This is a genomic window from Streptomyces sp. NPDC104106, assembly GCF_055584345.1.
The window spans coordinates 92104-114566 of sequence record NZ_JBVJMF010000027.1; the positions used below are offsets into that span (position 1 = coordinate 92104).

The window sequence follows — 22463 nt, forward strand, 5'->3', positions numbered from 1 at the left end:
GGCCGCGAACAACCCCCAGGCACCCGCGGCCCGAAGACCAGCTACGTCACCCCCACCCACCGCACCGCCGCCCTCGGCGCAGCGCTACGCCCCCGGCGAACACCCGCATTCGCGGGATTCCCCGAAGGGACCATCGCGTTAGGGTCCATGAAAGGCAGAACAATGAGACGGCCCGGCGCCGTCGTAAGACGAGCAGGTGGATACGTGACGAATCTGATGCCCTCCGCCGCCGGCGAGCCTTCCATCGGTGGTGGCCTCGGCGACCAGGTCTACAACCGGCTGCTCGGCGAGCGGATCATCTTCCTCGGCCAGCAGGTTGACGACGACATCGCCAACAAGATCACCGCGCAGCTGCTGCTCCTTGCCGCCGACCCCGACAAGGACATCTACCTCTACATCAACAGCCCCGGCGGCTCGGTGACCGCCGGCATGGCGATCTACGACACCATGCAGTACATCCCGAACGACGTGGTCACGATCGGCATGGGCATGGCCGCCTCGATGGGGCAGTTCCTGCTCACCGGCGGCACCGCCGGCAAGCGCTTCGCCCTGCCGCACACGGACATCATGATGCACCAGGGCTCCGCGGGCCTGGGCGGCACGGTCTCGGACATCAAGATCCAGGCCCAGTACCTGCTGCGGACCAAGAAGACCATGTCCGAGCTGACCGCGCTGCACTCCGGCCAGTCCGTCGAGACGATCATCCGCGACGGCGACCGCGACCGCTGGTTCACCCCGGAAGAGGCCAAGGAGTACGGTCTCATTGACGAGATCATCACGCATGCCTCGGGTGTTCCGGGAGGCGGCGGCACCGGTGCCTGACCGGCCCGGCCGCGCCACGCACCGCCGAGACAGCAGCCCCCCGAACGCCACCAGGACGGTGAACCCCATGAGCAACTTCCCCGGCGCCGCCAGCGGCATGTACGAAGGGCCCCGCCCCGACAGCCGCTACGTCGTCCCGCGCTTCGTCGAGCGCACCTCCCAGGGCATCCGCGAGTACGACCCGTACGCGAAGCTCTTCGAGGAGCGCGTGATCTTCCTGGGCGTCCAGATCGACGACGCCTCCGCCAACGACGTCATGGCGCAGCTGCTGTGCCTGGAGTCGATGGACCCCGACCGGGACATCTCGATCTACATCAACAGCCCCGGTGGCGACATGACCGCCCTGACGGCGATCTACGACACGATGCAGTTCGTGAAGCCCGACATCCAGACGGTCTGCATGGGCCAGGCGGCCTCCGCCGCGGCCATCCTGCTCGCCGCCGGTACGCCCGGCAAGCGCATGGCGCTGCCGAACTCGCGCGTGCTGATCCACCAGCCGGCGGGCTCCACCGGCCGCGGTCAGCTCTCCGATCTGGAGATCATCGCCAACGAGTTCACCCGGATGCGTGAGCAGCTGGAGAACATGCTGGCCAAGCACTCGAACCAGCCGATCGAGAAGATCCGCGAGGACATCGAGCGCGACAAGATCCTCACGGCCGAGGAGGCGCTGGAATACGGCCTCGTCGACCAGATCATCTCCACCCGCAAGCTGAACAACGCCACGGTCCGCTGACGCGGAACGGCATACTCTGAGCCCCCCTTGGCACGGTGCACGTCAAAGTGAACCCTGCCAAGGGGGGCCCGAACACGGGGCCCGGCAAGGTACCGTCGACATAAGGCAGCACCAGGAGCCGCTGGACTCGAAAGCGTCCGGGCGTCTCCCAGGCGAAGGGGAAGCACACCGTGGCACGCATCGGTGACGGCGGCGATCTGCTCAAGTGCTCGTTCTGCGGCAAGAGCCAGAAGCAGGTCAAGAAGCTCATCGCAGGGCCCGGTGTGTACATCTGCGACGAGTGCATCGATCTCTGCAACGAGATCATCGAGGAGGAGCTCGCCGAGACGAGCGAGGTGCGCTGGGAGGAACTCCCGAAGCCCCGCGAGATCTACGAGTTCCTGGAGGGCTACGTCGTCGGCCAGGAAGCGGCGAAGAAGGCCCTCTCGGTCGCGGTGTACAACCACTACAAGCGGGTCCAGGCGGGCGAGAACGGCGGCGCGAGCGGCCGTGACGACGCCATCGAGCTGGCGAAGTCCAACATCCTCCTGCTGGGCCCCACGGGCTCCGGCAAGACCCTCCTCGCGCAGACCCTGGCCCGCATGCTCAACGTCCCCTTCGCGATCGCCGACGCCACGGCGCTCACCGAGGCGGGCTACGTGGGCGAGGACGTCGAGAACATCCTCCTGAAGCTGATCCAGGCGGCGGACTACGACGTCAAGAAGGCCGAGACGGGCATCATCTACATCGACGAGATCGACAAGGTGGCCCGCAAGAGCGAGAACCCCTCGATCACGCGCGACGTCTCGGGCGAGGGCGTCCAGCAGGCGCTGCTGAAGATCCTGGAGGGCACCACGGCCTCCGTTCCGCCGCAGGGCGGCCGCAAGCACCCGCACCAGGAGTTCATCCAGATCGACACGACGAACGTCCTGTTCATCGTGGGCGGTGCCTTCGCCGGCCTGGAGAAGATCATCGAGGCCCGCGCGGGCGCCAAGGGCATCGGCTTCGGCGCCACGATCCTCTCCAAGCGCGAGCTGGAGTCCAAGGACGTCTTCGAGGACATCATGCCGGAGGACCTGGTCAAGTTCGGCATGATCCCGGAGTTCATCGGCCGCCTGCCGGTGATCACCTCGGTCCACAACCTCGACCGCGAAGCGCTCCTGAAGATCCTCGTCGAGCCCCGCAACGCCCTGGTCAAGCAGTACCAGCGCCTCTTCGAACTCGACGGTGTGGAGCTGGACTTCGAGCGCGAGGCCCTGGAGGCCATCGCCGACCAGGCCATCCTCCGCCAGACCGGCGCCCGAGGCCTGCGCGCCATCATGGAGGAAGTCCTCCAGGGCGTGATGTACGAGGTCCCCTCCCGCAAGGACGTCGCCCGCGTCGTCATCACCGCCGACGTGGTCCTCTCCAACGTCAACCCGACCCTGATCCCGAGGGACGCGCGAGGGCGGGGCTCGGGGGAGCAGAAGTCCGCGTAACGCGCCGGTCGTACGGCGGCGAAGGAGCCCCGGTCGACCGACCGGGGCCCCTTCTGTCGTTGGCTGGGTACTCCGTCAGGCCTTGACGCGGACGTCGTTGCGCAGCTTCGCGGCGATGTCCGCCACATCCTGCATGGTGGCCCCCTTGCCACTGGCCAGACTGGTTAGGTCGAACGACGAGATGATGGCCATGGTGCTGTGGTCACCCCAGATGCAGACCGGCACCGTCATGGTCTTCGGCGCGCCGGACCCGGCACCCTCGTTCGAGATCTGGCTCTCCTGGCACTTCATGACGGCGTTGCTGAAGCCGGACGGCGTGAACTGCTGCGGGGAGCCGACGAGCGTGCCCTTGCTCCCGCTGGTCCCGTCGCTGTTCTTCTTCTCGGACTTGGTCTTCGCCGTGGCGAACATCGCGTCGACGGCGGCCTCGGGGTCCTTGATGGTGCCGTACACGCCCTCGAACATCAGGTTCTTGGCGGTGAGTCCGCTCCCGGCCTTGTAGCCGGCCTGGACACCCTTCGCGTTCTGGACGCCGGCGTTCTTGAAGTCGGTCATGTCCTCGTCGCTCACCGAGGAGTCGCCCCCCGCGTCGGCGGACTTCGAGTAGGTCCCGTTGATCACCGTCGCGGGCGTGACCAGCTTGTGCGGCCCGTCGTCCGCGACGCTGGTGCCGCCGCCCCCGCCGAGCACGAGGTACGCCCCCACCGCCACGGCCGCCACCACGGCGACCGCGGCGATGATCAGGCCGGTCTTCTTCTTGCCGCCGCCCGGCTGCGGCGGCTGCGGCATGCCGTAGGGCTGCTGGGGGTAACCGGCGGCCTGCTGGACGTACGGAGCCTGCTGCTGGCCGTAGGGGTTCGGCTGGGGCGGGACGCCCTGCTGGGGGTAGCCGTAGCCCGGCTGCGGGGGCGCCGCCGGCGGGGCCTGCTGGGGGTAGCCGTAGCCGGGCTGCGGAGCCTGCGGCTGCTGGCCGTACGGGCCCGGCTGGCCCGGCTGGCCGTAGGGCCCCGGCTGGCCGTACGGACCCGGCTGCCCCGGCTGGCCGTACGGACCCGGCTGCTGGGGCGGCTGGCCGTACGGGCCCGGCTGGTTGTTGCTCATCTCTGGGTTCCCCCTAGGACGCTTATGTGTTCCTGACATCCTGAACCAGCCACCGCAGACCCACGGCACCGGGGGCCGTACCGTTACACAACAAACGCGTTTCGGGACCACCCCGTGACACCTCTAAACTGACCCCCGTGACCGAGAACGCTCAGCAGCAGCCACCAGCGCCCGACACCGAACTGCCGACCCAGTACGCGCCGGCCGATGTAGAGGGGCCGCTGTACGAGCGCTGGGTAGAGCGCGGTTACTTCGAGGCGGACGCCAAGAGTGACAAGCCGCCGTACACGGTCGTCATCCCGCCGCCGAACGTCACCGGCAGCCTGCACCTGGGCCACGCCTTCGAGCACACCCTCATCGACGCCCTGACCCGCCGCAAGCGCATGCAGGGCTACGAGACGCTGTGGCAGCCGGGCATGGACCACGCCGGCATCGCCACCCAGAACGTCGTCGAGCGCGAGCTGGGGAAGGAAGGCAAGTCCCGGCACGACCTGGGACGGGAAGCCTTCGTCGAGCGCGTGTGGCAGTGGAAGGGCGAGTCCGGCGGTCAGATCAGCGGTCAGATGCGCCGCCTCGGCGACGGCGTCGCGTGGTCGCGTGAGCGGTTCACCATGGACGAGGGCCTGTCCCAGGCCGTCCAGACCATCTTCAAGCGGCTCTACGACGACGAGCTGATCTACCGCGCCGAGCGCATCATCAACTGGTGCCCGCGCTGCCTGACGGCCATCTCGGACATCGAGGTGGAGTACCAGGACGACGACGGCGAGCTGGTCTCCATGCGCTACGGCGACGGGGAGGACTCCATCGTCGTGGCCACCACCCGCGCCGAGACGATGCTCGGTGACACCGCCGTCGCCGTCCACCCGGACGACGAGCGGTACAAGCACCTCGTCGGCAAGCTCATCCGGCTCCCGCTGACCGACCGCTCCATCCCGGTCGTCGCGGACACCCACGTGGACCCCGAGTTCGGCACCGGCGCCGTCAAGGTCACCCCGGCCCACGACCCGAACGACTTCGAGATCGGCCAGCGGCACGACCTGCCGTCCATCACCGTCATGGACGAACACGCCGTCATCACCGTGCACGGCCCCTTCCAGGGTATGGACCGCCTGGAGGCCCGCTCGGCGATCGTCGCCGCGCTGCGCGCCGAGGGACGGGTCGTCGCCGAGAAGCGGCCGTACGTCCACTCCGTCGGCCACTGCTCGCGCTGCAAGACCACCATCGAGCCGCGCCTGTCGATGCAGTGGTGGGTCAAGGTCGGCCCGCTGGCGAAGGCGGCGGGCGACGCCGTCCGCGACGGCAAGGTCAAGATCCACCCCCAGGAGATGGAGAAGCGGTACTTCGACTGGGTCGACAACCTCCACGACTGGTGCATCTCGCGCCAGTTGTGGTGGGGCCACCGCATCCCGGTCTGGTACGGCCCAAGCGGCGAGGTCGTCTGTGTCGGCCCGGACGAGCAGCCGCCGGGCACCGAGGCGGAGGGCTGGCACCAGGACACCGACGTCCTCGACACCTGGTTCTCCTCGGGCCTGTGGCCGTTCTCCACGCTCGGCTGGCCCGAGCAGACCGAGTCGCTCGCGAAGTTCTACCCGAACTCCGTCCTGGTCACCGGCTACGACATCCTCTTCTTCTGGGTCGCCCGGATGATGATGTTCGGCCTGTACGCGATGGACGGCACCCCGCCGTTCCACACCATCGCCCTGCACGGCATGGTCCGCGACCAGTTCGGCAAGAAGATGTCGAAGTCCTTCGGCAACGCGGTCAACCCGCTGGACTGGATGGACAAGTACGGATCCGACGCGCTCCGGTTCACGCTGGCCCGTGGCGCGAACCCCGGTGTCGACGTCCCGATCGGCGAGGACTGGGTCCAGGGCTCCCGTAACTTCGCCAACAAGATCTGGAACGCCACCCGCTTCGCGCTGATGAACGGCGCGACGGTGGAGGGCGAACTGCCGGACGCCGCGCGGATGTCGGCGACCGACCGCTGGATCCTCTCCCGCCTGAACTCCGTCGTGGCCGAAGTCGACGCCTACTACGACGACTTCCAGTTCGCCAAGCTGTCGGACACCCTCTTCCACTTCGCGTGGGACGAGGTCTTCGACTGGTACGTCGAGCTGTCCAAGACCGTCTTCCAGGCGGGCGGCGCCCCGGCCGAGGTCAGCAAGCGCGTCCTCGGCGAGGTCCTCGACGTCACGCTGAAGCTCCTGCACCCGGTGGTCCCCTTCGTCACGGAGACCCTCTGGACGACCCTCACCGGCGGCGAGTCGGTCGTGATCGCCGAGTGGCCGAAGGACAGCGGCTTCCGCGACGCCGACGCCGAGCGGGAGATCGGGACGCTCCAGTCGGTCATCACCGAGGTCCGCCGCTTCCGCGCCGACCAGGGCCTCCAGCCGGGCCAGCGCGTCCCGGCCCGCCTGGCCCTGGACGGCACGGCCCTCGCCCCGCACGAGGCCGCCATCCGCCAGCTCCTGCGCCTCCAGCCGGAGGGTGAGGGCTTCACGGCCACGGCCACCCTCCCGGTCGCCGGCGCCGAGGTCGCCCTCGACCTGTCCGGCACCATCGACGTGGCGGCCGAGCGCAAGCGCCTCGCGAAGGACCTGGCCGCCGCCGAGAAGGAGAAGGCCCAGGCCACGGCCAAGCTCGGCAACGAGGCCTTCCTGGCCAAGGCCCCGGAGAACGTGGTCGACAAGATCCGCACGCGCCTGGCCAAGGCCGAGGAGGACATCGCGCGGATCACCGCCCAGCTGGAGAAGCTGCCGCCGGCGTAGGCGGCCGTACGTGGCTGAAGGCCCCCGGTGCGCTTGGCGCGCCGGGGGCCTCGTCCCGACCCCGAACCGGCCCTCCCAAGCCACCTGCCCCCTTTGTCACTCCCCCTCCGTAGACTGGCCCCGTGAGCGACCTCCCGCACGAAGACGACCAGCCCGACCCCCTCGACAGCTTCGACGAGATCATCGCCGAGGAGACCACCCGCGACCCCGACCTCGCGGTCATCGAGGCCGGCAGCCGCACCCTGCGCACGCAGGGCGGCCCGCCGCAGGCCGACGTGCCCGGGCGTCCGCAGGACCCGGAGGTCGACAAGGCCCTGCGCGAGGTCGAGGCCGAGCTGGCCACCCGGTGGGGCGAGACCAAGCTGGAGCCCTCGGTCAGCCGTATCTCCGCGCTGATGGACCTGCTCGGCGAGCCCCAGCGCTCGTACCCGTCCATCCACATCACGGGCACGAACGGCAAGACCTCCACCGCCCGCATGATCGAGGCCCTCCTCGGCGCCTTCGAGCTGCGCACCGGCCGCTACACCAGCCCCCACGTCCAGTCGATCACCGAGCGCATCAGCCTGGACGGCGCCCCGGTCTCCGCCGAGCGGTTCATCGAGACGTACCGGGACATCAAGCCGTACATCGAGATGGTGGACGCCTCGCAGGAGTACCGGCTGTCCTTCTTCGAGGTGCTGACCGGCATGGCGTACGCCGCCTTCGCCGACGCCCCGGTCGACGTGGCCGTCGTCGAGGTCGGCATGGGCGGCTCCTGGGACGCCACCAACGTCATCGACGGCGACGTCGCCGTGATCACGCCGATCGACCTGGACCACACCGACCGGCTCGGGGAGACGCCCGCCGAGATCGCCGTCGAGAAGAGCGGCATCATCAAGCAGGACGCGACGGTCATCCTGTCCCAGCAGCCGGTCGACGCGGCGCAGGTGCTGCTGAAGAAGGCCGTCGAGGTCGACGCCACCGTGGCCCGCGAGGGGCTGGAGTTCGGGGTCGTGGCCCGGCAGGTCGCCGTCGGCGGGCAGCTGCTCACCCTGCGCGGCCTCGGCGGTGAGTACCAGGAGGTGTACCTCCCGCTGCACGGCGCCCACCAGGCGCACAACGCGGCCGTCGCGCTCGCCGCCGTCGAGGCGTTCTTCGGCGTCGGCGCCCAGCGCGCGGAGCCGCTCGCCCTCGACACCGTCCGCAAGGCCTTCGCGGCCGTGTCCTCGCCGGGCCGGCTGGAGGTCGTACGGCGCTCCCCGACCGTCGTGCTGGACGCGGCGCACAACCCGGCGGGCGCCGCGGCCACGGCGGAGGCGGTGCGCGAGGCGTTCGACTTCACCCGGCTGATCGGCGTGGTCGGCGCGAGCGGCGACAAGAACGTGCGCGGGCTGCTGGAGGCCTTCGAGCCGATCTTCGCCGAGGTCGTCGTCACGCAGAACTCCAGCCACCGCGCCATGGACGCGGACGAGCTGGCCGCGATCGCCGTGGAGGTGTTCGGCGAGGAGCGGGTGCAGGTCGAGCCGCGGCTGCCGGACGCCCTGGAGGCCGCGATCACGCTGGCCGAGGAGGAAGGCGAGTTCGCGGGCGGCGGTGTGCTGGTCACCGGTTCTGTCATCACGGTCGGCGAGGCCCGGCTGCTGCTGGGGAAGGGCTGAGGCTCGAACGATGCGTACGCTGTGCTCCTCCACCTTGATCGGGGAGTTCTTCATCATCGGCTTCGCCGGGCTCGTGGCGATGAAGGACCCGTCCCTGTCGGTGTCGACGGTTTGGCTGGTCAGCGGTATCGCCATGGTGCTGTGCGTGCTGATGTGCGCCGTGGTGACCCGGCCGGGCGGGGTGGCCCTCGGCTGGGTGCTCCAGCTCGCGCTGATCGCCTCCGGCGTCTTCGTCCCGACGATGTTCTTCATGGGCGCGGTGTTCGCGGCGCTGTGGTGGGCCTCGGTGCACTTCGGCCGGAAGGTGGACGAGGCGAAGGCCAGATTCGCCGCCCAGACCGAGTCCGGCCCCTCTACACCTGACGCTGCGTGACGGACGGGCGGACACGCCCTGTAACCTCGTCCCACCGCACACGTCAGTCGTAAGGAGCACCTCGTGACCCAGCGCACCCTCGTCCTGCTCAAGCCCGACGCCGTCCGTCGCGGCCTGACCGGCGAGATCATCAGCCGTATCGAGCGCAAGGCCGGCTGGCAGATCACCGCGCTGGAGCTGCGCACCCTGGACCAGGAGACCCTGGAGCAGCACTACGGCGAGCACAAGGGCAAGCCCTTCTACGAGCCGCTGGTCGCGTTCATGTCCTCGGGTCCGGTCGTGGCGCTGATCGTCGAGGGCGACCGGGTCATCGAGGGTGTGCGCCAGCTCGCCGGCCCCACCGACCCGATCGCCGCCGCGCCCGGTTCCATCCGCGGTGACTACGGCGTGATCGTCCGGGAGAACCTGATCCACGCCTCCGACTCCGAGGAGTCCGCCGAGCGCGAGGTGAAGATCTTCTTCCCGGGCCGAGCCTGAGGTTCGTGAAGAGTTTCCGCGCGTTTTTCTGAGGCGCCGTCAGTTCTGCTCGACGGCGCCCGACCAGGGACGGCCGTACATTTCCGGCCGTCCCTTGGCATATGCCTGGGCGTTCGGGGGAACGCGTGCCCCCGATGGACCGTCTCCACAGGCGGGGCGGACCGCCATCTGGTGACAATGGCGGAGACCCTCGCGCAGTGTCCGTGCAGGCGCGTTTACGATGGAAGCCTTCACGTCACAGCACCCGCCTCGCCGACCTGATGTGCCCTCAAAAGGCATGGGAAGGCCAGATGAATCCGGATGGGGAACTCAATGTCGTTCATCGGCCGTGACATGGCTGTCGACCTCGGGACCGCCAACACGCTGGTGTACGTCAGGGGTCGCGGGATCGTACTCAACGAGCCGTCCGTCGTCGCGATCAACACCAACACGGGTGGGATCCTCGCGGTCGGTGCCGAAGCGAAGAAGATGATCGGCCGGACGCCGGGCAACATCGTGGCCGTCCGCCCGCTGAAGGACGGCGTGATCGCCGACTTCGAGATCACCGAGCGGATGCTGCGCTACTTCATCCTGAAGATCCACAAGCGGCGGTATCTCGCCAGGCCGCGGGTCGTCGTCTGTGTGCCCTCGGGCATCACGGGCGTCGAGCGCCGCGCCGTGATCGAGGCGTCGACCCAGGCCGGCGCTCGCCAGGTGCACATCATCGAGGAGCCCATGGCCGCGGCCATCGGCTCCGGCCTGCCGGTCCACGAGGCCACGGGCAACATGGTGGTGGACATCGGCGGCGGCACCACGGAGGTCGCGGTCATCTCGCTCGGCGGCATCGTCACCGCCCAGTCCATCCGCGTCGCGGGCGACGAGCTGGACAACGCGATCATCCAGTACATCAAGAAGGAGTACAGCCTTCTGCTGGGTGAGCGCACGGCGGAGCAGATCAAGATCACGATCGGTTCGGCGTACGACCTGGACACCGACGAGCACACCGAAGTGCGCGGCCGGGACCTGGTGTCCGGGCTGCCCAAGACCGTGGTCATCTCGGCCGCCGAGGTCCGCAAGGCGATCGAGGAACCGGTCAACGCGATCGTGGACGCGGTCAAGACGACCCTCGACAAGTGCCCGCCGGAGCTGTCCGGCGACATCATGGACCGGGGCATCGTGCTGACCGGCGGCGGGGCCCTGCTGCGCGGCCTGGACGAGCGGCTGCGCCGGGAGACCGGCATGCCGATCCACATCGCCGAGGACCCGCTGGACAGCGTGGCGCTCGGCTCCGGCAAATGCGTCGAGGAGTTCGAGGCGCTCCAGCAGGTTCTGGACGCGGCGCCGCGCAGATGACGTAACTCTTCGCTTCCGCCGTACGAGACGTTCTCCTCTCGTGCGGCGGATCGTTGATATAGAGGCATGAGCTCCCGCAAATGGGCCCCTTCGGTGTGTGTTTCGCACACCGCCGCGAAGGGGCTCCCGAATTCCTATCGAGGAAGGGCACGGCCGCCGCACGTGAGGGACACGAAAGAGAGCCGGCTGCTTCTGGTCCTGCTGGTCGCCATCGCGTTCGCGCTGATCACGGTCGATATCCGCGGAGGACGCAACTCCCCGGTCGACGGTGCCCGGCAGGCCGCGGCCGCGGTGTTCGGCCCCGTCGAGAACGGGCTGTCCTCGGCGGTCGATCCCGTCGGCAACGCCGTCTCCGCGATCCGCGACTCCGGCAGCAGGCACAGCCGCCTGGCCGCCCTGGAGAAGGAGAACGCGGCCCTCAAGGCGAAGCTCGGCAGCGACGACCGCAACCGCAGCCGGCTGAACCAGCTCGACACCATGCTGAAGATCGCCGGCGAGGGCCAGTACGGCATCAAGGGCGCCCAGGTCATCGCCATAGGGTCCGCGCAGGGCTTCTCCTGGACGGTCACCATCGACGCCGGCGCCAACGACGGCATCAAGCGGGACATGACCGTCCTCAACGGCGACGGGCTCGTCGGCCGCGTCACCACCGTCGGCCCGGACACCTCCACCGTGCTGCTCGCCAACGACCCCGACTTCACCGTCGGCACGCGCATGGAGGGCAGCGACGAACTCGGCTTCGCCTCCGGACAGGGCGACCGCCCGCTGCGCGTGGAACTGCTCAACGGCCAGGCGGAGGTCAAGAAGGGCGACCGGCTCGTCACCTTCGGCTCGCAGAGCGACCGCCCCTTCGTCCCGGGCGTGCCGGTCGGCGTGGTCTCCCGGATCGACCCGTCCAACGGCGGCCTGACCCGCACGATCTACGTCACCCCGTACGTCAGCTTCACCAAGCTCGACATCGTCGGTGTGGTCGTCGAGCCCCCGAAGAAGGACCCGCGGGACACCGTGCTCCCCGCCCAGCCCAAGCCGACCCCGACGCCGACGGTGACCGTCACGGTGAACCCTTCGGCGGGCGCGACCGCCTCGCCCGGCCAGTAGCAGGAGGAGCTTACCTTTCATGCGCTTCAACCGGATCCTGCTCTCCAGCGCGCTGGTCGTCGTGGCCCTGGTGGTCCAGGTGAGCGTCCTCGCCCGCCTGCATCTGCCGGGCGCCGTCCCCGACCTGCTGCTCCTCACCGTCCTCGGTCTCGCCATGGTGTACGGCCATGTCGGCGGCGCCCTCGTCGGCTTCGGCGCCGGGCTGCTCGCCGACCTCGCCCCGCCCGCCGACCACGCGGCCGGCCGCTACGCGCTCGTGCTGTGCGTCACCGGCTACTTCGCCGGGCTGATCAAGCCGGAGAACGGCCGGCTGAAGTCGGCGACCGGCCCGATGGCCGTCGTGGTCGCCGCCGCCATCGGCTCCACGCTGCTGTACGCGGGCGTGGGCGCCCTGGTCGGCGACACCGCCGCCCGCCATGTGGGCCTGCCCGGCCTGCTGATCTCGGCGGCGCTGTACGACCTGCTGCTCGCCCCGTTCGTGGTCCCCGCGATCATGTGGCTGGCCCGGCGCGCGGACAACGACCCGCTGACCGAGACCGGTCCGGCCGCCAAGGCCACGGACATCTCCTCCGGCTGGCTCTCCTCCGGCACCGGCCTGCGCATCGGCGGCCAGCGCGGCGGCCTCGGCGTGCTGAAGGCGAAGGCCCGCACCCGCACGGCCCGGGTCGGCCGGATCAAGGGGGTCAAGCGGCTGTGAGACCCGGTCAAGCAGGGGTGGACCCGGCGGAGTTCACCCGAACGGGTCAGCTTTCGCGGAACGCGGGTTCACAGGCTGGTCGTTCATCATTCGTACGCACACAGGCCGATCGGACAGATGTGCCCCATGCGCAGTCGTTCGTGTTCTGAGAGGGGGAGACAGCCGCAGTGACCAACATCCCCGAGACCGGTCGGACCCCGCGGGTCCAGATCCGGCTCGTCGTGATCCAGATCCTCGTCCTCTCCCTCCTCGGCACGCTCGGCGGCCGCCTGTGGTACCTGCAGATCCGCCAGGGCGCCCAGTACCAGAAGGAGGCGTCCGGCAACCACGTCCAGCAGGTCGTGGACCCCGCCGTGCGCGGCGACATCCTCGACGCCCGCGGCGTGCCCCTCGCCGACAACGAGGCCCGCCTGGTCGTCTCCGCCTCGCGCACCGACCTGCTCAAGCAGAAGGACGACGGCAAGGCCGTCCTGACCAAGCTGGCCGGCGTCCTCGGGATGAAGCCCGAGGAGGTCATGCAGAAGGTCCGGCTGTGCGACGCGAAGACGCCCCAGCCGTGCTGGAACGGCTCGCCGTACCAGCCGATCCCGATCACCGACAAGGCGACGCCCAAGCAGGCCCTGCAGATCCGCGAGGCCTCCGAGGACTTCCCCGGCATCAGCGCCCAACCCGAGGCCGTGCGCCGCTACCCCGGCCCGGGCAAGTCCAACACCGCCCAGGTGCTCGGCTATCTCTCGCCCGTCACCGACGCCGAGATCCAGAAGGCCAAGGACACCCAATCGCCCTACCTGCGCTCCGACATGGTCGGCCGCTCCGGCCTGGAGCGGGAGTACGACAAGGTGCTGCGCGGCAAGGCCGGCGTGACCCGCTACGAGGTGGACAACCTCGGCCGGGTCATCGGCAAGGCCAAGTCGGACGCCGCCCAGCCGGGTTCGAACCTGGTCACCAGCATCGACTCCCGGGTCCAGCGTGTCGCCGAGTACGAGCTGGACAACGCCATGACGGCCGCCCGCCAGCAGTACGACAAGATCACCGGTGAGAACTACAAGGCCGACTCCGGTGCGGTCGTGGTGATGGAGGCCAAGACCGGCCGGATCGTCGCGATGGCGTCGGCCCCGACCTACGACCCGAACGTCTGGGTGGGCGGCATCTCCGCCAAGGACTACAAGGCCCTCACCGGCAAGGACTCCGACTACCCGCTGCTCAACAGGGCCATACAGGGTCAGGCGGCCCCCGGTTCGACGTTCAAGGTGGTCTCCACGGCCGCCGCGGTCAACGCCGGCTACGCCTGGGACGGCGGCTACCCCTGCACCAGCTCCTACTCGGTCGGCGGCCAGGTCTTCAAGAACTTTGAGGGCGAGAACTTCGGTGACATCTCCCTGGGCCGCGCCCTGGAGGTCTCCTGCGACACCGTCTTCTACGGCCTCGCCGACCGGGAGTGGAAGCGGGACGGCGGCATCAACCCCAAGCCGGGCCGGCCGAAGGACTACTTCTTCAACACCGCCCACCAGTTCGGTCTCGGCCAGGAGACCGGCGTGGACCTGCCCAACGAGGTCAAGGGCCGCGTCCCCGACCGCCAGTGGAAGCTGAACTACTGGAAGGCCAACAAGGACGCCTGGTGCAAGACCGGCAAGAAGGACGGCAGTTACGTCGAGAAGATCGCCTACGAGAACTGCCTCGAGGGCAACAAGATGCGCGAGGGTGACGAGATCAACTACTCCATCGGCCAGGGCGACACCCTCGTCACGCCGATCCAGGAGGCGATGATCTACGGCGCCGTCGCCAACGGCGGCACCGAGTACGTCCCGACCATCGGCAAGGCGATCGTCAGCCCCGACGGCAAGACCGTCCAGGAGATCAAGCCCAAGGTCGCCCGCAAGCTCCCGGTCACCCAGGCCACCCTCAAGGGAATGGACGACGCCTTCGCGGGCGTCATCACGCGCGGTACGGCGGCGTGGAAGTTCAACGGCTGGCCGCAGAACAAGATCCCGCTGCACGGCAAGACCGGTACGGCGGAGGTCTACGGCAAGCAGACCACCTCCTGGCTCGCCACGTACTCCAAGGACTACACGGTGATCATGACGATCTCCCAGGCCGGTACGGGTTCCGGAGCCTCCGGTGAGGCCGTGCGCAACATCTACAGCGCGCTCTACGGCGTCCAGGGCGACGGCTCCATCGACAACAAGAAGGCGCTGCTGCCGCACCCGCAGCAGGGCCTGCCGAAGGTCCGCCCGGACGGCACGATCGCCGCCCCGAAGGTCACCGGCGACCCGGGCAGGGACGCCGAGGCCCAGCAGCAGAACAACCCCAGCAACGGCACCGACCAGCAGCCCGCCACCTCGCCCTCGCCCACGACGGGCAATCGCAACACCCGCAGGCGGCCACGCAGGACCCCGAGGCGGGGAAGCCGGAGGACGCTCTCATGACCGGAGCGAGCAGCTTCTCCGTCTCCGGGTACGGCCCGGCACGCGCGGGCTGGACCCGGGTCTTCTCCCGCGACTCGCTGGCCCGCCGGCTGGACTGGCCGATACTGCTGGCCGCGCTCGCGCTGTCCCTGCTGGGCTCGCTGCTGGTCTTCTCGGCGACCCGCAACCGCACGGAGATCAACCAGGGCGACCCCTACTACTTCCTGCTCCGCCATCTGATGAACCTCGGCATCGGGTTCGCCCTGATGATCGGCACGCTCTGGCTGGGCCACCGCGCCCTGCGCAACGCCGTGCCGGTCCTCTACGGCCTGTCCGTCCTGCTGGCGCTGGTGGTCCTCACCCCGCTCGGCGCCACCATCAACGGTCAGCGCAACTGGATCGTGATCGGCGGTTTCTCGATCCAGCCCGCCGAGTTCCTCAAGATCGCGATCATCCTCGGCATGGCGATGCTGCTGGCCGCACGGGTCGACGCGGGCGACAAGCCGTTCCCGGACCACCGGACCGTGGCCCAGGCCCTGGGCCTCGCGGCCGTGCCGTGCCTGATCCTGCTGCTCATGCCGGACCTGGGCTCGGTGCTCGCCATGGTGGCGATCATCCTGGGCATCCTGCTCGCCTCCGGCGCCTCCAACCGCTGGGTCTTCGGTCTGCTCACGGCCGGCGTGATCGGCTGCGTGGCCATCTGGCAGCTGCACATCCTGGACCAGTACCAGATCAACCGCTTCGCGGCCTTCGCCAACCCGAACCTGGACCCGGCGGGCGTGGGTTACAACACCAACCAGGCCCGCATCGCCATCGGCTCCGGCGGCCTGACCGGAGCCGGGCTCTTCCACGGCTCGCAGACCACCGGCCAGTTCGTGCCCGAGCAGCAGACGGACTTCGTGTTCACGGTCGCGGGGGAGGAGCTGGGCTTCGCCGGCGCGGGCCTGATCATCGCGCTGATCGGGGTCATCCTGTGGCGGGCCTGCCGCATCGCCCGCGACTCGACGGAGCTGTACGGCACGGTGGTGGCCGCCGGGATCGTCGCCTGGTTCGCCTTCCAGGCCTTCGAGAACATCGGCATGACCCTCGGCATCATGCCGGTCACCGGTCTGCCGCTGCCGTTCGTGTCGTACGGCGGTTCCTCGATGTTCGCGGTGTGGATGGCCGTGGGGCTGTTGCAGTCGATCAAGGTGCAAAGACCCATGTCGGCGTGAGGTCCCGTCTGGGCCGCGGGGTCGTTCACCGGTGCGGTGGCGGGAGCTTTCTCGCCATTCACCCGGAACGGCCCCTGCCGGACCGGGCCGTCCGGCACTAGATTCGGTCCATGGCGGACGCGAAACGCGAGATCGAGCGCAAGTACGAATCCGACGACAGCGGCCTGCCCGACCTGACCGGCGTCGGGGCGGTTGCGGCCGTGCTCGACAAGGGCGTGGTGGAACTCGACGCCACCTACTACGACACCGCCGACGAGCGCCTGGCCGCCGACTCCCTCACCCTGCGCCGCCGCACCGGCGGCTCGGACGCCGGCTGGCATCTGAAGTTCCCGGTCGCCCCCGGAGTCCGCGACGAGATCCGCGCCCCGCTGGGCGACGCCGTCCCCGAGGAGATCGCCGCCCTCGTCCGCTCCCGGGTGCGGCACGCCGAACTGATCCCGCTGGTCCGCCTCCGCTCCGTACGCGATGTGCGGCACCTGGTCGACGCCGAGGGCACGTTGCTGGCCGAGGCGAGCGTGGACGCCGTCACCGCCGAGCGGCTCGGGGGCGGGGGCGGGGCCGCCCAGTGGACCGAGATCGAGGTGGAGCTGGCGGACGGCGGTGACCCCGCCTTCCTCGACCTCGTCGAGAAGCGGCTGCGCACGGCGGGTGTGCGCCCTTCGACATCACCGTCGAAGCTCGCCCGGGCGCTGGAGCGGACCGCGGGCCGCAAGCGCCGGAAGAAGAGCGCGGTCCCGGGGCGCGGCGCGGCCGTGCCGTCGCCGGTGACGGCGGGCGACCACGTCCTCGCCTACCTCCGTGCCCAGCGGGACGCGCTGGTCGAGCTGGACCCCGCCGTCCGCCGTGGCGTGCCCGACGCGGTGCACCGGATGCGGGTCGCCACCCGGCGGGCCCGCAGCACCCTGCGCACCTTCCGCTCGGTCCTCGACCGCAACGCCACCGACCCCGTCGGCGCGGAGCTGAAGTGGCTCGCCGGCGAGCTGGGGCTCGACCGCGACCAGGAGGTGCTGGCCGAGCGCCTGACGAGCACCCTCGACGCCGTCCCGCCCGACCTGGTCAACGGCCCGGTCCACGAACGCCTCGCCGCCTGGGCCGAGGCCCGGCGGGGCAGGACGCACAGCCATCTGATCGCCGTTCTGGACTCCCGCCGGTATCTGGCCCTGCTGGACACGCTGGACACCCTCCTCGCCCACCCGCCGCTGCGCGAAGCGGCCGGCAAGAAGCCCCGGAAGGTGCTCGACAAGGCCGTACGCGAGGACTTCGCGACCCTGTCGGCGCTGGTCGGGCGGGCACTCGACGCGCCGCGCGGCGAGGAGCGCGATCTCGCGGTGCACGAGGCCCGCAAGAAGGCCAAGCGCACCCGGTACGCGGCCGAGGCCGCCACCGAGGCCCTCGGCGCGCCGGCCCGCACCCTCACCCGGCACATGAAGCTCCTGACGACGCTCCTCGGCGACCACCAGGACAGCGTCATGGCCCGCCGGACCCTGCGCGAGCTGTCGGCGGTGGCGCACGCGGCCGGGGAGAGCGCGTTCACGTACGGTCTGCTGTACGGCAGGGAGGAGGCGCGGGCGGCCCGGACGGAGGCGGAGCTGCCGGGCCTGTGGCGGCAGATCACGCAGGCGGTGGCCGGCTGAGCGTACGGGTCGGGCCCCCGGGCGGGTTAGGCTTGATGGTCACCCCTGTCAGCTCACAAAGGTTCCCCCGATGTCTGTCGAGTCGGTGTTCCCGCAGCTCGAAGCCCTGCTCCCGCATGTGCAGAAGCCGATCCAGTACGTGGGCGGCGAGCTGAACTCCACCGTCAAGGAGTGGGACAGCTGCGACGTCCGCTGGGCGCTCATGTACCCGGACGCCTACGAGGTCGGCCTGCCCAACCAGGGCGTCATGATCCTCTACGAGGTGCTCAACGAGCAGGACGGCGTCCTCGCCGAGCGCACCTACAGCGTGTGGCCGGACCTGGAGGCGCTGATGCGTGAGCACGGCGTCCCGCAGTTCACGGTCGACAGCCACCGCCCGGTCAAGGCCTTCGACGTGTTCGGCCTGTCCTTCTCCACGGAGCTGGGCTACACGAACATGCTCACGGCGCTGGACCTGGCCGGCATCCCGCTGGAGTCCAAGGACCGCACGATCGACGACCCGATCGTCCTCGCGGGCGGCCACGCGGCCTTCAACCCCGAGCCGATCGCGGACTTCATCGACGCGGCGGTCATCGGCGACGGCGAGCAGGCCGTCCTCGACATGACGAGGATCGTCCGCGAGTGGAAGGCGCAGGGCCGCCCGGGCGGCCGCGAGGAGGTCCTCTTCCGCCTCGCGAAGACCGGCGGGGTCTACGTCCCGGCCTTCTACGACGTCGAGTACCTGCCGGACGGCCGGATCGCGCGAGTCGTACCGAACAGGAGCGGTGTCCCCTGGCGTGTGTCGAAGCACACGGTCATGGACCTGGACGAGTGGCCGTACCCGAAGCAGCCGCTCGTCCCGCTGGCCGAGACGGTCCACGAGCGCATGTCGGTGGAGATCTTCCGCGGCTGCACCCGCGGCTGCCGCTTCTGCCAGGCCGGCATGATCACCCGCCCGGTGCGCGAGCGCTCGATCACGGGCATCGGCGAGATGGTCGACAAGGGCCTGAAGGCGACCGGCTTCGAAGAGGTGGGCCTGCTGTCCCTCTCCTCGGCGGACCACTCGGAGATCGGCGACATCGCCAAGGGCCTGGCGGACCGCTACGAGGACGACAAGATCGGCCTGTCGCTGCCCTCGACCCGCGTCGACGCCTTCAACGTGGACCTGGCAAACGAGCTGACCAGGAACGGCCGCCGCTCGGGCCTGACCTTCGCCCCCGAGGGCGGCTCGGAGCGCATGCGCAAGGTCATCAACAAGATGGTCTCCGAAGAGGACCTGATCCGTACGGTCGCGACGGCGTACGGCAACGGCTGGCGCCAGGTGAAGCTGTACTTCATGTGCGGCCTGCCCACCGAGACCGACGAGGACGTCCTCCAGATCGCCGACATGGCGACGCACGTGATCCAGAAGGGCCGCGAGGTCTCGGGCTCGAACGACATCCGCTGCACGGTCTCGATCGGCGGCTTCGTCCCCAAGCCCCACACGCCGTTCCAGTGGGCCCCGCAGCTCTCGGCGGAGGAGACGGACGCCCGCCTGGCCAAGCTCCGGGACAAGATCCGCGGCGACAAGAAGTACGGCCGCTCGATCGGCTTCCGCTACCACGACGGCAAGCCGGGCATCGTCGAAGGCCTGCTCTCGCGCGGCGACCGCCGCATCGGCGCGGTCATCCGCGCGGTCTACGACGACGGCGGCCGCTTCGACGGCTGGCGCGAGCACTTCTCCTACGACCGCTGGATGGACTGCGCCGACAAGGCGCTGGCGCAGTTCGGCGTGGACGTCGACTGGTACACCACCCGCGAGCGCGGCTACGAGGAGGTCCTCCCCTGGGACCACCTCGACTCCGGCCTGGACAAGGACTGGCTCTGGGAGGACTGGCAGGACGCCCTCGACGAGACCGAGGTGGAGGACTGCCGCTGGACCCCGTGCTTCGACTGCGGTGTCTGCCCGCAGATGGATACGGCCATACAAATCGGCCCGACCGGGAAGAAGTTGCTACCCCTGACGGTCAAGAACGCGGGTCCGACGCCCGCGTCGAGTGGTCACGCACACTGACGTGGGTGAGGCACTCGATCGGGTGGTTGAGGCGCTGGCGGGGGTGAGCGAGGAGGAGGTGGTCGGTGTTGGCTGCGGCCGGTACTTCGCGTCGCTTCCGGCCAGCGCCGTCAGCGCCTTCCCGAACGCCACTGCCAGCCCCTCGGGACGCCTCGCAGATCGTCTCCGAGGTCGAGTGGGTCTGAGGACCTGCCTCCGACGCTGCTGACCCAGAGACTCCACCAGCCTCGTACGGGCGGCGTCAGTCAGTGCTCAGCGCTTCACGTACAGCCTGCCGAAAGGCGGCCCGCGGAGCCTGGATCGCTTCCATGGCGGTATCAAACCTGTCAGCGAACGCTGTCAGACCGCGTTGTCGGCCAGCGCGCACCGCGTCGCGCCAATCGGTTCCCGCCGAGTCCAGCTCGAACATGATGTCGATCAGAGGCTCTGCCGCTTGGGCTACTTGCTGAGGACCCGCGACGGAAACCGCAGCTACGGCGCTGCTGAATTCGGTCCATAACTCGTGCGTGCGAAGGAACCGTTCGTCCCGGAGGCCCTCGTCGCCATGGTTGGAGCGCAAGACATCCGCGGCGACCCACCAGCCGGCCGAGAGCCGCTCGCAGCAGTCCAGCAACGACGTATACGCCTGGCGTCGCATGTCGTCGCGCCAACGCGCCCGTTCTGCGCGTCGTTGCTGTCGCTGACCAAGCAGGGTGAACCAGCTGCCACCCAGCCCGCCTACCGCACCCACTGCTGCGCCGAGCACCGCCGCAATCCCGGAATCCACGTCTGGCTATTAGATCGCCGGGAAAGGATCAACACAAGATCGCGGGAGGGCTCAGCCCAGCGATTTGAGACGAAGATGTCGACCTTGGCCGGACAGCAAGTACGTCTTGGGCCCCGGTTACCCAGGCACCTTGGGGATCCGCAGCGACCTCGATCATGCCGACGATGTTCCAGAGACCTGGGTCCGGCTCCGGATGTGGGTAATTACGTGTCCGCAGATGGACACCCACATCCAGATCGGCCCGACGGGCAAGAAGCTGCTGCCCCTGACGGTCAAGAACGCAGGTCCGACGCCGGCTTCGAGTGGTCACGCGCACTGATGTGAGCGAGGCCCTCGATCGGGTGATGGAGGCGCAGGCGGGCGCGGGTGAGGACGAAGTGGTTGCTGCGTTGGCTGCCGTCGGCGTTCCGATGCGTCGGCAGCCGACGACGCAGGGTGGGTGCCGGACGCCTCTGCCTGCGCCTGGAGGCCCCGGAAGCATGCACTCTGAGGTGGAGTGGGTGTAGTCCGCTGTAGGCCTGATCCGGCGACCACACGAGTTGTCCGCTCCAGGGATTGGGCCTGAGGGCCAGCGGCCTGGGCCACGGTCGTACATGGTGGCCTTCGCCCGAGTGGATGGTCTCCATCCACGTGGTGTCCTGTGGCTTCCCGGCGTCGGTTTCAGCGTCGAAGCATCCGCGAGCCGGAGATCGCGACAAGGATCGCTGCGAGGGTGACAAGGCCGACGAGCACGGTGACTGTGGGCCAGACCCTGAGCGCGCCGGCGGTGAGGAGCGGCGGGATGGTCATGCCGGCGTAGGCGATGAGGAAGATGCCGGCGAGCGCCTCGCCTCGACGCTCCGCATCCGCGACCGCGGCGACGGTGCCGAGGGCGGCTCGGAACAGGATGCCGATCCCTGCGCCCGCGACCCCGCCGCCGATGAGGAAGAGCGGAAGTGAGGCGACGACGGCGGCAACGCCGATGCTCACGAGCCCGAGCGCGGCGAGTGCGATGGCGAGCCCGATCTGAGGGCGCATCGCCAGCCGCACGGTGAGGATCTGCGCGAGGGCTGCCGCCATGAAAACGACGAATGGCGACAGGCCGGCGAGCAGGTGCGAGTGCAGCCCGAGGAGACCGACGAGGAAGGTCGAGGACAGTCCCATGAAGGTGCCGAACACTGCGAACGCCCCGAACGCCGCCGCTCCGGCCGCCCAGAACGCGCCCCTCCCCGCCGCCGGCACTGCGACGCGCTGCGGCCGGTAGGCAGGGCGCTCCCCACGGCGCGCAACCGTCTCGGGAACGAAGGCGACCAGGATCCCTTCAACGACCAAGAGGATGGCGAAGGCCACGTAGGGAGCGATGAGCGGTCGCGTGGACCAGGTCGCGATGAGCCCGCCGATCAGAGGGCCGAGGCCGATGCCGCCGAGGTTTGCGAAGGTCGACACAAGGGCGACGCGACCTTTGACGTGGTGGGCCGCTGCACCGAGCTCGGAGAGGTGCGCGGTCGCCGTGGCGGTGAGGATGCCGATGCCGAGTCCGCTGGTGAAGCGGGCGACGGTGAGGCCGGCGACGTCGTTCCAGACAAGGAAGAGGATCGCGGCCACCAGGTTGATGAGCAGCGAGCCGAGGATCAGGCGTCGGCGTCCCAGCCAGTCGGAGACATGGCCCGCGAGATACAGGCTCAGCATGACCCCGACCGCGTATGCGCCGAAGATGATGGTGAGGACGATCGTCGGAAAGCCGTCGCGCTGCTGGTAGATCGCGTAGAGGGGCGTCGGGACGGCGCAGAACGCGAGCTCGGTGCTGAAGGTGAGCGCGATGATCCAGAACCCAGCCCCATGTGGAAGTCGTTCGGTGGCTGGAGTCCGGGCCGGAGCAGCAGTTGTCGTCATTCCTCCATGCTCGACACCTCCGGTCATCGCGTCCAACGCATATCC

General features: G+C 69.4%; 17 protein-coding genes. 14 read left to right on the forward strand and 3 right to left on the reverse strand.

The features are described from left to right. Nucleotides 1-216: 216 nt before the first annotated feature. The 3 genes from ACZ60X_RS39635 (at nucleotide 217) to clpX (ending at nucleotide 3012) form a co-directional block, all read left to right on the forward strand. Entirely contained in the window at nucleotides 217-822 is a 606-nt protein-coding gene (locus tag ACZ60X_RS39635) for an ATP-dependent Clp protease proteolytic subunit (RefSeq protein ID WP_351615198.1), read from the forward strand. 67 nt (nucleotides 823-889) lie between these two features. Beyond that, nucleotides 890-1555, forward strand: coding sequence for an ATP-dependent Clp protease proteolytic subunit (locus tag ACZ60X_RS39640; protein ID WP_469609735.1), 666 nt, complete (start codon nucleotides 890-892; stop codon nucleotides 1553-1555). Between the two features lie 170 nt (nucleotides 1556-1725). Then, entirely contained in the window at nucleotides 1726-3012 is a 1287-nt protein-coding gene (gene clpX / locus ACZ60X_RS39645; RefSeq protein WP_469609737.1) for an ATP-dependent Clp protease ATP-binding subunit ClpX, read from the forward strand. Nucleotides 3013-3087: 75 nt separating this feature from the next. Here clpX and ACZ60X_RS39650 read toward each other — a convergent pair whose 3' ends face one another. Then, nucleotides 3088-4113, reverse strand: coding sequence for a hypothetical protein (locus ACZ60X_RS39650; protein ID WP_469609740.1), 1026 nt, complete (start codon nucleotides 4111-4113; stop codon nucleotides 3088-3090). A 137-nt stretch (nucleotides 4114-4250) separates the two neighbouring features. Here ACZ60X_RS39650 and ACZ60X_RS39655 point away from each other — a divergent pair, with 137 nt between their 5' ends. The 11 genes from ACZ60X_RS39655 (at nucleotide 4251) to ACZ60X_RS39705 (ending at nucleotide 19780) form a co-directional block, all read left to right on the forward strand. Next, the gene (locus ACZ60X_RS39655) at nucleotides 4251-6881 is read left to right on the forward strand and encodes a valine--tRNA ligase (RefSeq protein WP_469609743.1); all 2631 of its coding nucleotides are present in this window, start codon (nucleotides 4251-4253) and stop codon (nucleotides 6879-6881) included. A 122-nt stretch (nucleotides 6882-7003) separates the two neighbouring features. Continuing rightward, nucleotides 7004-8518, forward strand: a complete 1515-nt coding sequence (gene folC / locus ACZ60X_RS39660; protein WP_469609746.1) for a bifunctional tetrahydrofolate synthase/dihydrofolate synthase — start codon at nucleotides 7004-7006, stop codon at nucleotides 8516-8518. A 10-nt stretch (nucleotides 8519-8528) separates the two neighbouring features. Then, nucleotides 8529-8891: a DUF4233 domain-containing protein gene (locus tag ACZ60X_RS39665; RefSeq protein ID WP_469609748.1), complete on the forward strand. Its 363-nt coding sequence runs from the start codon at nucleotides 8529-8531 to the stop codon at nucleotides 8889-8891. A gap of 63 nt (nucleotides 8892-8954) precedes the next feature. Further along, complete coding sequence (gene ndk / locus ACZ60X_RS39670) at nucleotides 8955-9368, forward strand: nucleoside-diphosphate kinase (protein WP_469609752.1); 414 nt, start codon at nucleotides 8955-8957, stop codon at nucleotides 9366-9368. 312 nt (nucleotides 9369-9680) lie between these two features. Further along, on the forward strand, nucleotides 9681-10700 hold the full coding sequence (locus tag ACZ60X_RS39675; protein ID WP_469609811.1) for a rod shape-determining protein: 1020 nt from the start codon (nucleotides 9681-9683) through the stop codon (nucleotides 10698-10700). A gap of 162 nt (nucleotides 10701-10862) precedes the next feature. Beyond that, nucleotides 10863-11798, forward strand: a complete 936-nt coding sequence (gene mreC, locus ACZ60X_RS39680; protein WP_469609755.1) for a rod shape-determining protein MreC — start codon at nucleotides 10863-10865, stop codon at nucleotides 11796-11798. Between the two features lie 19 nt (nucleotides 11799-11817). Next, nucleotides 11818-12495, forward strand: coding sequence for a rod shape-determining protein MreD (mreD, locus tag ACZ60X_RS39685; RefSeq protein ID WP_469609758.1), 678 nt, complete (start codon nucleotides 11818-11820; stop codon nucleotides 12493-12495). Nucleotides 12496-12662: 167 nt separating this feature from the next. Next, entirely contained in the window at nucleotides 12663-14921 is a 2259-nt protein-coding gene (gene mrdA, locus ACZ60X_RS39690; RefSeq protein ID WP_469609761.1) for a penicillin-binding protein 2, read from the forward strand. Then, a complete protein-coding gene (rodA, locus tag ACZ60X_RS39695; RefSeq protein ID WP_469609765.1) occupies nucleotides 14918-16114 on the forward strand; it encodes a rod shape-determining protein RodA in 1197 nt (398 codons plus the stop codon). The genes mrdA and rodA overlap by 4 nt, the downstream gene beginning before the upstream one ends. Before the next feature lie 110 nt (nucleotides 16115-16224). Beyond that, nucleotides 16225-17748 carry a CYTH and CHAD domain-containing protein gene (locus ACZ60X_RS39700; protein ID WP_469609768.1) on the forward strand — a complete coding sequence of 508 codons (1524 nt, stop codon included), beginning with the start codon at nucleotides 16225-16227 and terminating at the stop codon, nucleotides 17746-17748. 70 nt (nucleotides 17749-17818) lie between these two features. Beyond that, on the forward strand, nucleotides 17819-19780 hold the full coding sequence (locus ACZ60X_RS39705; protein ID WP_469609771.1) for a TIGR03960 family B12-binding radical SAM protein: 1962 nt from the start codon (nucleotides 17819-17821) through the stop codon (nucleotides 19778-19780). Between the two features lie 241 nt (nucleotides 19781-20021). Here the strand turns inward: ACZ60X_RS39705 and ACZ60X_RS39710 are convergent, their stop codons facing one another. Both ACZ60X_RS39710 and ACZ60X_RS39715 read right to left on the reverse strand, forming a co-directional pair. Next, complete coding sequence (locus tag ACZ60X_RS39710) at nucleotides 20022-20546, reverse strand: hypothetical protein (protein WP_469609773.1); 525 nt, start codon at nucleotides 20544-20546, stop codon at nucleotides 20022-20024. Nucleotides 20547-21206: 660 nt separating this feature from the next. Continuing rightward, nucleotides 21207-22445, reverse strand: a complete 1239-nt coding sequence (locus ACZ60X_RS39715) for an MFS transporter (RefSeq protein WP_469609814.1) — start codon at nucleotides 22443-22445, stop codon at nucleotides 21207-21209. Nucleotides 22446-22463 lie beyond the last annotated feature (18 nt).